This window comes from Streptomyces sp. NPDC003032 (assembly GCF_053591415.1).
The window spans coordinates 212912-226553 of sequence record NZ_JBSFTT010000008.1; the positions used below are offsets into that span (position 1 = coordinate 212912).

Consider the following 13642-nt stretch of genomic DNA (forward strand, 5'->3'; position numbering starts at 1 on the left):
CGCTCACCCCAGCACCGCGGGACCGGCCCGTCCACGGTCAGCGGGGGAAACGCTGCGGGAGACCAGCGGCGGCGCGCCGCCGTTGTGCACGCGCACAACACCGCGTGTCAGGGGCCTGCGCGGGGCCGCGCCCCCATGGCATCCTCCGCAGCAACGACGTCCTGGAGCGCGGCGATGGGGGATCCATGACCGGGTTCACGAACGGCCGCAGGCCTCGGACCGGGCACGACTGGAGGCTCCTCAAGGAGGCGTGCACGGCCCTGCTGCCCCGGCTGCCCGAACTGGTCGACGAACACCTGCGGCAGCTCTCCGAGCACTCGCCCGTGTTCGGGCGCGTCCTGCCGTACGACGTGCACTGGCGCGAGTCCGAGGAGGCCATGCGGATCGGCATCGAGGCGATCTCGGCGCCGCGGGCCTCGCCGCGCCGCGATCTGGAGCACGCGGAGGAGGCGGGCCGCCGCCGCGCCCAGCAGGGCCTGCCGCTCGACCTGTTGGTGCACTCGTACCGCAACGCGGGCTATCTGGTCTGGGACTCGCTCCTGGAGGGCGTGGCGGGCAAGGACCCCGAGCAGCTGGCGGTCCTGATGCGCTCGGCGACGATGGTGTGGTCGGCGGTCGACGCGCAGGCGGCGGTGGCGTCCGACGCGTACCGCGCGACGGAGCTGGAGCTGCGGCGGCGCACCGACGAGCAGCTGCAGGCGCTGCTGGACGCGCTCCTGGAGGGGCAGACCGCGCCGGGCCTCGCGGCGCGCGCGGCGGCCGGGCTCGACCTGCCCGAGCAGGGGCCGTACGCGGTGGTGGTGCTGCGCGTGGAACGGCGTGACGGGCGCGAGGCGTTCCATCGGCAGATCCAGCGTCCCGGGTTCCGTTTCATCTGGCGGATGCGGACGGACTGCGAGGTCGGCGTGGTCGCGCTCGGCGCGGACGAGGGGCTGGACGGCCTCGCCCGGCTGCTGGACGGGCGGTGCCCGGGGCCCGGCGGCATCAGCCCCGTGGTGCCCGGCCTCGCGGACCTCGGCCACGCGCGCCGGCTCGCGGAGCTGGCGCTGCGCACCTGCCCGCCGGACGCGACCGGCATCGTACGCCTCGACCAGCGGATGCCGACCGCCCTCGTGGTCAGCCAGCCGGAGCTGGCGGGGCGCCTCGTCGCGGACGTGCTCGGTGAGGTCCTCGCGCTCGAACCGGCGGACCGCGCGGTCCTCCTCGAAACCCTGGACGCGTGGCTGACCTGCGAGGGCTCCGCCGGCCGGGCGGCCGGGCTCCTCTACTGCCACCGCAACACGGTCTTCAACCGCCTGCGCCGCCTGGAACAGCTGACCTCACGGTCGCTGGCGCGGCCGAGGGACTTGGTGGAGGTGGCGTTGGCGGTGGAGGCGCATCGGCTGTCCCCGGGGTAGGAGCACCCGGCCGGGGGCGCGGGGCACTGCGCGCCCCGTAAGGGGCGCGGGGAACCGCGCGAGCAACCCAGGAGAACCCGCACCCGCGAGGAGAGCAAGGCCGGGCAGACGCGACGCGCGGAAGCCCGCCGCAGGCGAGAGAACGGCACGGAAACGGCGGGGCGCCCCGGCCCGGGCGGGGCCAGACCCGGGCCGACGGGCCAAGCGGCCTCAGGCCAAGTAATCCCGGGCCGACGGGCCAAGCGGCCTCAGGCCAAGTAATCCCGCCCAAGACGCTCCGCCAGCGTCTCCAGAAGGGGCCCCGCCTCCGCGATGCACCGCGCCACATCCGGCTCCACGTCCGTGAGGGCGTACGCACGGCGGATCCCCGCCTTGCCCAGCACCTCCGGGGCCAGCGCGAGCCGCCCGCAGACCGCGACGACCTCCACGCCCGCGGCACGCGCCGCCGAGGCCACCCCGGCGGGTGCCTTGCCATGCAGGGTCTGCTCGTCCAGAGACCCCTCACCGGTGATCACAAGGGTCGCCCGCTCCAGCGCGGGCGCGAAGCCCAGCACGTCCAGCATGACCTCGATGCCGGGCCGGAAGCCCGCCCCGAGCCCGACCAGCGCGCCGTACCCGATGCCGCCCGCGGCACCCGCGCCCGGCGACTGCGCGTACTCGGCGGCCTTGGGGCCGATGGACTTCTCCAGGACCGTGGCGAAGTGGGCGAGCGCCGCGTCCAGCGCGGCGACGTCCTCAGGGGTGGCCCCCTTCTGCGGCCCGTACACCGCGGGCGCGCCCTTCGGCCCGGTCAGCGGGTTGTCGACATCGCTGGCGAGCACGGTGTCGACGTCCTTCAGACGCGGGTCGAGACCGGACAGATCGGCGGTTGCCAGGTCCTTGAGCGGCCCGCCGCCCGGCGCGACGGGCTCGCCGTCCGCGTCCAGGAAGCGCGCGCCGAGCGCGGCCAGCATGCCCGCGCCGCCGTCGGTCGTGGCGCTGCCGCCGACGCCGAAGACGATGGTGCGGGCGCCCGCGTCGAGCGCGGCGCGGATCAGCTCTCCGGAGCCGTACGTCGTGGAGGTGAGCGGCGCGAAGACACCCTCGGGGAGCAGCTGGAGGCCCGAGGCCTCGGCCATCTCGACCACGGCGGTGCCGTCTTTGAGGGCGTACGCCGCCGTCACCTGCTCACCGAGCGGTCCCGTGACGCGTACGTCCCGGCGTTCGAAGCCGCCGGCGACGGCCGCGGCTACCGTGCCGTCACCGCCGTCGGCGACCGGGAGCGCCTCGACAGACACGCCGGGGGCGACGCGGTGGAGCCCGGCCGCCACCCGCTCCGCGACCTGCACGGCCGTGAGCGATCCCTTGAACTTGTCCGCGGCGATGAGCACGTGCTGCGCCTGCGCGTGCCGAGCCTGCTGCTCGCGCCGCGCCTGCTGCTCGCGTCCCGTCGTCCTTGCAGCGTCCGCCACCTTGCATTCCCCTTGCTTTCGGCCTTGCTCGCGTCAAGGCAGTCGCGCCGCTGCGACCATAACCGCAGGAGGGGGCCCGTGCCCATGGCCGACTGCGGAGCGAGACGACATTCCCGGGCAGAACGGCTCGGCGTTACCCTTCCCCGATGACCACTCAGGACTACGCCACGTACATAGCGGGCCTCCCGCGCGTCCTCGTCGGGGCCGCCGCGCTCTTCCGGGACGCGCGGGGCCGGGTCCTGCTCGTCGAGCCCAACTACCGCGACGGCTGGGCGCTGCCCGGCGGGACCGTCGAGTCGGACGACGGGGAGACGCCTCGCCAGGGTGCGCGCAGGGAGACGGCCGAGGAGATCGGCCTCGACGTCGTGCTCGGGCGGCTGCTCGCGGTGGACTGGGTCCCGTCCGGGCCCCGGCGGGAGCGGCCTCCCCTGGTGGCCTACTTGTACGACGGCGGGGTCCTGGACGCGGAGCAGCTGGAGTCGATCAAGCTCCAGGAAGCGGAGCTGCTCTCCTGGCGCCTGGTGCCCGGCGAGGAACTCGCGGAGCTGCTGCCGGGCGGACTCGGCCGCCGGGTCGCGGCCGCGCTGGACGTACTGGCGCGGGGCGACGGCGCGGCGGAACTGGAGAACGGGCACCGGGTCAACTGACCCGACGCCCGTCGAAGCGAAGCCCGCTCCCCCTTCGGCCGAGGCCCGCCGACCCCTCAGAAGAGCGCGTCCTCGCTCCCCGCGGTCCCGCCCTCGAAGGCCAGCAGCCGCTGCTTGCGGGCGAGGCCGCCGCCGTAGCCCGTCAGGCTGCCGTTGGCGCCGACGACGCGGTGGCAGGGGACGATGACGCCGATCGGGTTCTTGCCGTTGGCGAGGCCGACCGCGCGGGACGCGCCGGGCTTGCCGAGGATCTCGGCGAGTTCGCCATACGTACGGGTCTCTCCGTAGGGGATCCGCTGGAGCTCGTCCCAGACGGTGCGCTGGAACGGCGTGCCGTCGAGCCGCAGCGGCAGGTCGAAGTCTTTCAACTCCCCCGCGAAATAAGCCTCCAGCTGGCTGATCGCCTCGCCGAAGGGCGCCGGGTCACGGTGGCCGAAGGTCTCCTCCGCCGGCCGGTGGCGCTGCTCGGTCATATAGAGACCGCTGAGGACGCCGTCCGTGGCGACGAGCGTGAGCGGCCCGTAGGGGCTGTCGATAAGGGTGTGCAGGCGTTCGTGTACGCCTTGCTGTGCGTCTTCGTGTGCGCGTTCATTTTGCACGGGTTTCCGTCCCTTACGCGGGGATGTAGTTGATCGGGTGGTCGTCGGTGGCCCACAAGTACTGCACCGCGTACGCCCGCCACGGCCGCCAGGCGGTGGCGCGCGCGGTGAGCGCGGCGGGAGTGTGCGGCAGGCCGAGGTCCTTCGCGGAGCGCCGGATGCCGAGGTCGGAGGGGAGGAAGGCGTCGGGGTCGCCGAGCGCGCGCATCGCGATCACCTCGACCGTCCAGGGCCCGAAGCCGGGCAGTTCGGTGAGCCGGGCGCGGGCCTCGTCCCAGTCGCTCTCCGCGCCGAGCCGGATGCTGCCGTCGGCGAGGTGGCGCACGAGCGTGGTCAGCGTGGTGCGGCGGCTGCGGGGCAGGGCCAGGGACTCCGGGTCGAGCGCGGCGAGGGCCTCCGGGGCGGGGAAGAGGTGGGTGAGGCCGCCCTCGGGGTCGTCGACGCGCTCGCCGTGCGCGGTGACGAGGCGCGCCGCGTGGGTGCGGGCGGCGGCCGTCGAGACCTGCTGGGCGAGGACGGCGCGCACGGCGAACTCCGCCTCGTCGACGGTGCGCGGCACCCGCCGCCCCGGGGCCTTGTCGACGAGCGGCGCGAGCAGCGGGTCGCTCCTCAACTGGTCGTCCGTGGCGGCCGGGTCGGCGTCCAGGTCGAGCATGCGGCGGCAGCGGCTGATGGCGATGGTCAGATCGCGCAGGTCGGTGAGGCTGAGGCGGCAGCCGATGTGGTCGGGGTGCGGGGTGAGGGCGACGGCTCCGTGCCCGTAGGGGAGGCTGAGGGTCCGGCGGTACGCCCCGTCGCGCCACTCCTCGACACCCGGTACGCCCGTCGCGATGAGGTGCCCGAAGAGGTTGTCGGGGTTCAGCGGGGCGCGGAACGGCAGCCGCAGGGAGAGGACGCCGGGCGTGGTGGAGGCAGTGGCGGAGGCCGCGGCTCCGGCCCGCTTGGGCGCGCGGGCTCGCAGCTCTCCGGGAGCCAGTGCGAAGACCTCGCGCACCGTGTCGTTGAAAGTGCGGATCGAGGAGAACCCGGCGGCGAAGGCGATCTCCGCCATGGGCAGCGCGGTCGTCTCGATGAGCAGCCGCGCGGTCTGGGCGCGCTGGGCGCGGGCGAGCGCGAGCGGCCCCGCGCCCAGCTCGGCGAGCAGCTGCCGCTCCACCTGGCGGGTGCTGTAGCCGAGGCGGGTCGCGAGGCCGGGGACGCCCTCGCGGTCGACGACGCCGTCGCCGATGAGGCGCATGGCGCGGGCGACGAGGTCGGCCCGCTGGTTCCACTCGGGCGAGCCGGGGCTGCTGTCCGGGCGGCACCGCTTGCAGGCGCGGAAGCCCGCCTGCTGGCAGGCGGCGGCGCTCGGGTAGAAGGTCATGTTCTCGGCCTTGGGCGGCACGACCGGGCAGCTGGGACGGCAGTAGATGCGGGTGGTGAGGACGGCCGTGAAGAACCAGCCGTCGAAGCGGGCGTCCTTCGACTGAACGGCGCGTACACAGCGCTCGGTGTCGGTGTGCATGCGCTTCAGCATCGCGGATTCCTCCCCGCCTGACTGGCGGGAATCCGACATCAACGTCGCGCTGCCGGGGCACATGGGCGGGGCACATGGGCGGGGCTCACGGGCGGGGCCTCACGCACCGCGCAGCCTCTTCCATACGGCCTTGGCGGCGTTGTGGCCGGACATGCCGTGGACGCCGGGTCCCGGGGGCGTGGCGGAGGAGCAGATGAAGACCGACGGGTGCTTCGTCCCGTACGGGAAGAGGGAGAGCTTGGGCCGCAGCAGCAGTTGCAGACCGCTCGCGGCGCCGCAGGCGATGTCGCCGCCCACGTAGTTGGCGTTGTTCGCGGCGAGTTGGGGCGGTCCGGCCGTGGCGCGGGCCAGGACGCGGTCGCGGAAGCCGGGCGCGAACCGCTCCAGCTGCCGCTCGATCGCGTCGGTGAGGTCACCGTCCCAGCCGTTCGGGACATGGCCGTACGCCCAGAAGACATGCTTGCCCTCGGGGGCGCGGGAGGGGTCGACGACGCTGGGCTGCACGGTGATCAGGAACGGCGAGTCCGGCGCGCGCCCCTCGCGCGAGGCGGCGCGCAGCGCGGCGCCGATCTCCGCGCTGCTCGCGCCGATCTGCACGGTCCCCGCGGACCTCGGCTCCTCGGCGGTCCAGGGGACGGGCCCGTCGAGCGCGTAGTCGATCTTGAAGACGCTGGCGCCGTACCGGTAGCCGTCATAGGCGCGGCCCAGCCCTGCGATCCGGGCGAGCGCGGTCGGCGAGGTGTCGAAGACGTAGGCCCGCGCGGGCGGCAGATCGTCGAGCCGCTTGACCTCGTAGTCCGTGTGGACGGAGCCGCCGAGGTCCTTCAGATACGCGGTGAGCGCGTCGGAGATGGACTGCGAACCGCCGCGCGCGAGCGGCCAGCCGCGGGCGTGCGCGGCCAGCGCGAAGACCATGCCGACGCCGCCCGTGACGATGCCGTCGAGCGGCGCGATGACATGGGCGACGAGACCCGAGAACAGGGCGCGGGCCCGGTCGTCGCGGAAGCGCCGCGTCAGCCACGTCGACGGGGGCAGTCCAGCGAGCCCGAAGCGGGCGAGGGTGACGGGGTCGCGGGGCAGCGAACTCATCGGCAGGGACATGAAGTCGCGCAGCAGGACGTCCCACTTGGGGAGGAAGGGCTCCACCAGGCGTCTGTACGTCCCCGCGTCACGCGGCCCGAAGGAGGCGGCGGTCTCGGCGACGGAGCGGGAGAGCACGGCGGCGCTGCCGTCCGGGAAGGGGTGCGCCATGGGCAGCGGGGCGTGCAGCCACTCCAGGCCGTACCTCTCCAGGGGCATGGCGCGGAACGCCGGTGAGTTGATGCCGAGCGGATGGGCGGCGGAGCACGGGTCGTGCCGGAAGCCGGGGAGCGTCAGCTCTTCGGTGCGCGCTCCGCCCCCCACCGTGCTCCTGGCCTCGAAGACGGCCACGGAGAAGCCGCGGCGGGCCAGCTCGACGGCAGCGGTCAGCCCGTTCGGCCCCGCTCCCACGACGACGGCGTCAAGCATCGACGGCACCTTCGGACTCCTTTGTCAGCCGATTGTCAGCCGATGGCCACTGTCGCTCAGGATAGGCCGGGGCACTGCCCGCTCGCCTCAGGCCCCGTTCGCGAGGAGGTCCACCACCCGCCGGGCCGTGGCGGCGTCGCGGGCCGCGGTGAAGGGCAGTGCGTTGCCCCCGGCTATTCGGAACGGCTCGCCCGTCAGCGTCAGAGCGGCGCCCCCCGCCTCGGCGACGAGCAGCAGACCCGCGGCGTGGTCCCAGGCCAGCTCCCACGAGAAGGCGACGGCGTCCAACTCGCCCTTCGCGACGGCGAGGTACTCAAGGCCCGCCGAACCGCACGGCCGGGGCCGCACACCCTCCGCGCGCAGCCCGAGCAGCGCGTGCTTCTGCTCCTCGGTGGTGAAGTCCGGGTGAGAGGTGGCCACTTCCAGTTCCCGTCCCGGCTCGGGCGCCCCGGAGACCAGCGGCCGCCCGTCCAGCCACGCGCCCTTGCCGCGCACGGCCCAGGCGAACTCGTCCAGCGCCGGCGCGTACGTCCACGATGCCAGTACCTCTCCGCCCACCGCGAGGGCCACGAGCATGCAGAACCCCGGTTCGCCCCGGACGAACTGCCGAGTGCCGTCGACGGGGTCGACGATCCACACAGGGGCCTCGCCGCGTATCGCGTCGTACGTCGACGGGTCGGCGTGCACCGCTTCCTCGCCCACGACGACGGAGCCCGGGAGGAGGGCGGACAGGTCGGCGGTCAGCTGCTCCTCGGCGCGGCGGTCGGCGACGGTCACCACGTCGTGCGGGCCGCTCTTCTCCACCACGTCACCCTCGGCGAGCTGCCGGAAGCGGGGGGTCACCTCCGCGGCGGCGGCCTTCCTCAAGGCTTCCTCCACGTCGCGTACGCCGTGCGTCAAAAACTCTTCGATCATGCATCCATGAGAGCACGCCGCACTGACATCCCGTACGTGGCTGCTGAACGGGCCGGCTCCTACCTCAGACACTGAACCCGGGGCAAACGGGCGGGTGGATGGGAACACCCGCCGCGAAGCGGCGGACCAGAACCCGCCCAAGGCGCCCCCGCCGGACTCAGCGGCCCACCGCATACCCCTGCATCCCCCGAGCATTCGCCGCCCCCGATAGCACCCCGCTCCCCGGGTCCCGCGCCACCGCGCACAGCCGCCCCTCCGACCACGCGCCGCCCACCAGCACGTCGTGCCCCCTCCGTCGCAGCCCGGCCACCACCTCCGGAGCCATCCGGGACTCCACCGTCACGCTTCCGGCCCGCATCCCCCGGGGGTGGAACGACCCGGGAAAGCTGTCCGTGTGCCAGTTGGGCGCGTCGATCGCGCCCTGCAGGTCGAGGCCGCCCCGTACGGAGGCCCGCAGGGCCACCCCCAGGAAGAAGTGGACCTGCCACTGGTCCTGCTGGTCGCCCCCGGGCGTGCCGAAGGCCATGACCGGGACGCCGTCCTTCAGCGCCATCGACGGCGTCAACGTGGTCCGAGGCCGCCTTCCCGGCGTGAGCGAGTTCGGCAGCCCGTCCTCCAGCCACGCCATCTGAAGCCGCGTACCCAGCGGAAAGCCGAGTTCCGGCACGACGGGGTTGGACTGCAGCCACCCCCCGCTGGGCGTCGCGGAGAGCATGTTCCCCCAGCGGTCGACGACGTCGAGATGGCAGGTGTCGCCCCGCGTTCCCCCGTCCCCGGCCACGGTCGGCTCCCCACCCCCGGGGACCGAGCCGAAGCCCCCCGCCTTCCCCGCCTCACCCGGCTCCCCTGAAGCCACCGCGAGCGCATGCGCGGAGAGCCGCGGCCTCCGCCCGCCGGGCGAGCCGGGCCGCAGCTCGTACGAGGCCTTGTCCGTGATCAGCTCGCGCCGCAGCGCGTTGTACTCCTCCGAGAGCAGTTCCCGGACCGGCACACCGTCCGCGCCCCCGGCACCGGTGTCCCCAGCACCCGCGTCCCCGTACCAGGCCTCCCGATCCGCCATGGCGAGCTTGCAGCCCTCGACCAGGAGATGCACGTACTCCTCGGACCCGTACTCCGGAAGCTCCGCGACATCCCGGGGCAACAGCGCGAGCTGCTGCAGGAAGGCGGGGCCCTGGCTCCAGGCCCCGGCCTTGCACAGGGTCCAGCCGTTCCAGTCGTACGTGACCGGGTCCTCGTAGGACGCGGACCAGCCCCGCAGATCCTCCGCCGAGAGGGTTCCGACGTGGCGCTCGCCGCTCGTGTCCATGGTGGGCCGCCCGGCCTGCCGCACGAGCGCCTCGGCTATGAAGCCGGCACGCCACACCTCGCGCGCGGCATCGATCACAGCGGCCCGTGACCCCGCCCGCGCAGAACCCTCCACTCCCGCCCCTGCCTCTGCCTCCGCTATGAGCCGCCTCCACGTCGCCGCAAGCGCCGGATTGCGGAACAGCTCACCGGTGCGGGGCGGTTCACCTCCGGCAGGGCCTCCACGGAGATAGACGTCGGCGGACGACGGCCACTCCTTCTCGAAGAGTTCCCGGACCGTCTCCACGGTCTCACCGACGCGCTCGACGGGCGCGTGCCCGTCCTCCGCGTACCCGATGGCGTACTTGAGGACGTCGGCGAGCGACTTCGTGCCGTGGTCCCGCAGCAGCAGCATCCACGCGTCGAAGGCGCCGGGCACGGCGGCGGCGAGCGGGCCGGTGCCGGGCACCAGTTCGAGCCCGAGGGAACGGTAGTGGGCCACGGTGGCACCGGCGGGCGCGGGCCCCTGGCCGCAGAGCACGCGCACGTCGCCGCCCGCGGGGGCGAGGATGATCGGGACCTCACCGGCGGGCCCGTTGAGATGGGGCTCGACCACGTGCAGGACGAACCCCGCGGCGACCGCGGCGTCGAAGGCGTTGCCTCCGTCCTCCAGTACGGCCATCGCGGACTGGGAGGCGAGCCAGTGGGTGGACGACACCATGCCGAAGGTGCCCTGGAGCGTGGGGCGGGTGGTGAACATACGGGCTCTGACCTCGATGTTTCCGCGTATCGGCCAAACCGATGGGCGCTCAGGATCGGTCTTGGGGAGAATCTGGGGAGTCCGGGCCGGAGCTCTCCCCGGTCCGCTCCCCCAGTAGGCTATCGATCGCCCCCGCCCAGCCATTTGCGAGGGTTACGACCGACTCTCCTGCCTCCAGTACGAGGGATGCGTACGTGTGCCTCAGCACATGGAACCCGTCCTTCGGGGCTGCTTGCCATTGCCGCGGTTTCGCCCCCTTCGACCCCGCGCCGGTGGTCAACGTCCTCTACGACCAGGGCTCAGGGCCTGGTGCGACGCGGGCTGAGGAGCCCGCACCGCCAACCGGGTAAGGGGCCTGGACGGCGTCACAGGGGGAGTGCGGGAAGCGAGAGTGCGGCGCTTCCCGCCCCGTGGCGTCCCCGGCCTCGGGTGCCCCGGCTCACTATCCGGATAATGGACGTAGCGCTGCCTCCCGCGAGCCACCCCGTAGGCTGGCCCGCGCAGCTGGTTCGCCCCGTCCGCCAGGCGGGGCGTCGTAAGAGGGAACCCGGTGGGAATCCGGGACTGCCCCGCAGCGGTGAGCGGGAACGACCGCCGTCATACGCACTGGACCCGGTGAACAGGGTCTGGGAAGCGACGGCCAGTAGGAGTGTCGTACGACGGTTTCGTACGACGGGACATGCCCGTGAGTCCGAAGACCTGCCCGTTGCCCGTGCGCGAAGCATTCGCACACGGATATTCCGGTGACCTCGTGGGCGGGTCGGCGTACATACCGGGCGGACGACCGCGCCGTACGCGCGCGCAGTCGGTCTCCGTCCGGTGCGTCACCCTTCGCGCTCTCGTCCCGTCGCCGGGATCTCAGGGATTCATCTCGCGAAGGAGATCTCCGTGACCACCAAGCCTGCAGCCGCGGCAGCACGGGCCACCGTGTACGGCTACCCCCGCCAGGGCGGAAACCGGGAACTGAAGAAGGCGATCGAGGGCTACTGGAAGGGCCGCATCACCGCCGACACCCTCCGCGCCACAGCCGCCGAACTGCGCCGCACCAACTGGCAGGAGCTGGCCGAGGCCGGCATCCACGAGGCTCCGACCGGCGACTTCTCGTACTACGACCATGTTCTGGACACCACCGTCATGGTCGGCGCGATCCCCGCCCGCCACCGGGCCGCCGTCCAAGCCGACGCCCTGGACGGCTACTTCGCCATGGCGCGCGGCACACAGGACGTGGCGCCGCTGGAGATGACCAAGTGGTTCGACACCAACTACCACTACCTGGTCCCAGAGCTGGGCCCGGACACGGTGTTCACGGCCGACTCGGGCAAGCAGGTCGCCGAGCTGAAGGAAGCCCTGGCAGTGGGTCTCACTGCCCGGCCCGTCCTGGTCGGCCCGGTCACCTACCTGCTGCTCGCGAAGCCCGCGCCCGGGGTGGCTGCCGACTTCGTTCCGCTCACCCTCCTCGACCGGCTGCTGCCTGTGTACGCCGAGGTCCTCGCCGACCTGCGCGCGGCCGGCGCGGAGTGGGTACAGCTCGACGAGCCCGCTCTGGTCCAGGATCGCGCCCCGGCCGAACTGAACGCCGCCGCGCGCGCCTACCGTGACCTCGGCGCCTTGACCGACCGGCCGAAGCTGCTGGTCGCCTCCTACTTCGACCGACTCGGCGACGCCTTGCCGGTGCTGGCCAAGGCACCGGTCGACGGCCTCGCCCTGGACTTCACCGAGGCCGCCGCCGCCAACCTGGACGCGCTGGCCGCGGTGGGCGGGCTGCCTGGCAAGCGTCTGGTGGCCGGCGTTGTCAACGGCCGCAACATCTGGGCCAACGATCTGTCGGCGTCACTCGCCACCCTCGGCACCCTGCTCGGCTTGGCGGGGCAGGTCGATGTGGCCGCTTCCTGCTCCCTCCTCCATGTGCCGCTGGACGCCTCGGCCGAGCGGGACATCGAGCCGCAGATTCTGCGCTGGCTCGCCTTCGCCCGCCAGAAGACGGCCGAGATCGTCACCCTGGCCCGCGGCCTTGCCCGGGGGACGGACGCGATCGCCGCCGAACTGGCCGCGAACCGCGCCGACCTCGCCTCCCGCGCGAGCTCCCCCATCGCCCGCGACCCTGCCATCCGCGCCCGCATGAGCACGGTGACCGACGCCGACGCCCGACGCTCCCAGTCCTACGGCGAACGGGCCGCCGCCCAGCGCGCTCACCTCGGCCTGCCCCTGCTGCCGACCACCACCATCGGCTCCTTCCCGCAGACGAACGAACTGCGCACCGCCCGCGCCGACCGGCATGCGGGCCGGATCGACACGGCCGGCTACGAACAGCGCATCAAGGCCGAGATCCAGGAGGTGATCTCCTTCCAGGAGAAGACGGGCCTTGACGTCCTCGTGCACGGCGAAGCCGAACGCAACGACATGGTGCAGTACTTCGCCGAGCAGCTCACCGGCTACCTCGCCACCCGCCACGGCTGGGTCCAGTCCTACGGCACCCGTTACGTCCGCCCGCCGATCCTCGCCGGCGACATCACCCGTCCTGAACCGATGACCGTGCGCTGGACGACATACGCCCAGTCCCTCACCGACCGGCCGGTCAAAGGCATGCTCACCGGCCCGGTCACCATGCTCGCCTGGTCCTTCGTCCGCGACGACCAGCCTCTGGCCGACACCGCCCGCCAGGTCGCCCTCGCCCTACGCGACGAGGTGAACGACTTGGAGGCGGCAGGGACTTCGGTGATCCAGGTGGACGAGCCCGCGCTGCGCGAGACACTGCCGCTGCGTGCCGCCGACCGCCCGGACTATCTGGCCTGGGCGACCGAGGCGTTCCGGCTCACCACGAGCGGGGTGCGCCCGGACACTCAGATCCACACCCACATGTGCTACGCGGAGTTCGGCGACGTCGTGCAGGCCATCGATGACCTCGACGCCGACGTCATCAGCCTGGAGGCCGCCCGCTCCCACATGCAGGTCGCCCGGGAACTGGCCGCCCACGGCTACTCCCGGGAGGCCGGGCCCGGCGTGTACGACATCCACTCCCCCCGCGTGCCCAGCGTGGAAGAGGCGGCCGAGCTCCTCCGCACTGGCCTCAAGGCCATCCCCGCCGAGCGGCTCTGGGTCAACCCCGACTGCGGCCTGAAGACCCGCGGCTGGCCGGAGACCCGGGCCGCACTGGAGAACCTGGTCGCCGCGGCCCGCACGGTACGCGACGAGCTGTCGTAGCCAGCCTCTGAGAGGCAGGTCCGCTCCGTCCCGCACGAGCCGGAGCGGATCTGCGCTCCCACCGCTGCAGCCCGCAGCGCGCACACTGCCTCACCGAGTGGCCCCGTGCACACGGGGTAGTGCCGTGGCGGCACCCGGCACCACCCCGCCCACGACCCAAGGACCGCCGACAGTCGTACGCCGCAACTTCCACCACTCAAGCCCCCTTTATTGCACATGCCTTGCAAGAACTAAACCCTTGCAGAAATGTGAAGCGTCAGCCAGAGTGACGAGCGAGGGGCCCCGCATGGGGGACCTCCGAATGGGGGAAAGGAAGTGCGGCATGCAGTACTCGAACGAGGAACTGGCTGAGGTCTTCGAGGT

Annotated in this window: 9 protein-coding genes and 1 riboswitch; of the genes, 3 read left to right on the plus strand and 6 right to left on the minus strand. The window is 73.0% G+C overall.

Annotated elements, in window-relative coordinates; genetic code table 11:
- The first annotated feature begins 185 nt into the window (after positions 1-185).
- Positions 186-1397 (plus strand): PucR family transcriptional regulator, encoded by a 1212-nt coding sequence (locus ACWDZ7_RS14250; RefSeq protein WP_451796966.1) that lies wholly within the window; start codon positions 186-188, stop codon positions 1395-1397.
- Positions 1398-1645: 248 nt separating this feature from the next.
- Here the strand turns inward: ACWDZ7_RS14250 and ACWDZ7_RS14255 are convergent, their stop codons facing one another.
- Complete coding sequence (locus tag ACWDZ7_RS14255) at positions 1646-2767, minus strand: glycerate kinase family protein (RefSeq protein WP_451797099.1); 1122 nt, start codon at positions 2765-2767, stop codon at positions 1646-1648.
- A gap of 227 nt (positions 2768-2994) precedes the next feature.
- On the opposite strand from ACWDZ7_RS14255, the gene ACWDZ7_RS14260 reads away from it, so the two are divergent.
- Positions 2995-3495, plus strand: coding sequence for an NUDIX domain-containing protein (locus tag ACWDZ7_RS14260; RefSeq protein WP_451796967.1), 501 nt, complete (start codon positions 2995-2997; stop codon positions 3493-3495).
- Positions 3496-3551: 56 nt separating this feature from the next.
- Here the strand turns inward: ACWDZ7_RS14260 and ACWDZ7_RS14265 are convergent, their stop codons facing one another.
- From ACWDZ7_RS14265 to ACWDZ7_RS14285, 5 genes are all read right to left on the minus strand, one after another.
- Positions 3552-4094, minus strand: a complete 543-nt coding sequence (locus tag ACWDZ7_RS14265; protein WP_451796968.1) for a methylated-DNA--[protein]-cysteine S-methyltransferase — start codon at positions 4092-4094, stop codon at positions 3552-3554.
- Between the two features lie 13 nt (positions 4095-4107).
- Positions 4108-5598 carry an AlkA N-terminal domain-containing protein gene (locus ACWDZ7_RS14270; RefSeq protein WP_451797101.1) on the minus strand — a complete coding sequence of 497 codons (1491 nt, stop codon included), beginning with the start codon at positions 5596-5598 and terminating at the stop codon, positions 4108-4110.
- A 111-nt stretch (positions 5599-5709) separates the two neighbouring features.
- The gene (locus tag ACWDZ7_RS14275) at positions 5710-7119 is read right to left on the minus strand and encodes a phytoene desaturase family protein (protein ID WP_451797103.1); all 1410 of its coding nucleotides are present in this window, start codon (positions 7117-7119) and stop codon (positions 5710-5712) included.
- Between the two features lie 87 nt (positions 7120-7206).
- Positions 7207-8034: an inositol monophosphatase family protein gene (locus ACWDZ7_RS14280; protein WP_451796969.1), complete on the minus strand. Its 828-nt coding sequence runs from the start codon at positions 8032-8034 to the stop codon at positions 7207-7209.
- Between the two features lie 157 nt (positions 8035-8191).
- Complete coding sequence (locus ACWDZ7_RS14285) at positions 8192-10078, minus strand: gamma-glutamyltransferase family protein (RefSeq protein ID WP_451796970.1); 1887 nt, start codon at positions 10076-10078, stop codon at positions 8192-8194.
- A gap of 488 nt (positions 10079-10566) precedes the next feature.
- Positions 10567-10799: riboswitch (cobalamin riboswitch) on the plus strand.
- Positions 10800-10966: 167 nt separating this feature from the next.
- On the opposite strand from ACWDZ7_RS14285, the gene metE reads away from it, so the two are divergent.
- Positions 10967-13279 (plus strand): 5-methyltetrahydropteroyltriglutamate--homocysteine S-methyltransferase, encoded by a 2313-nt coding sequence (metE, locus tag ACWDZ7_RS14290; RefSeq protein WP_451796971.1) that lies wholly within the window; start codon positions 10967-10969, stop codon positions 13277-13279.
- Positions 13280-13642: the final 363 nt, after the last annotated feature.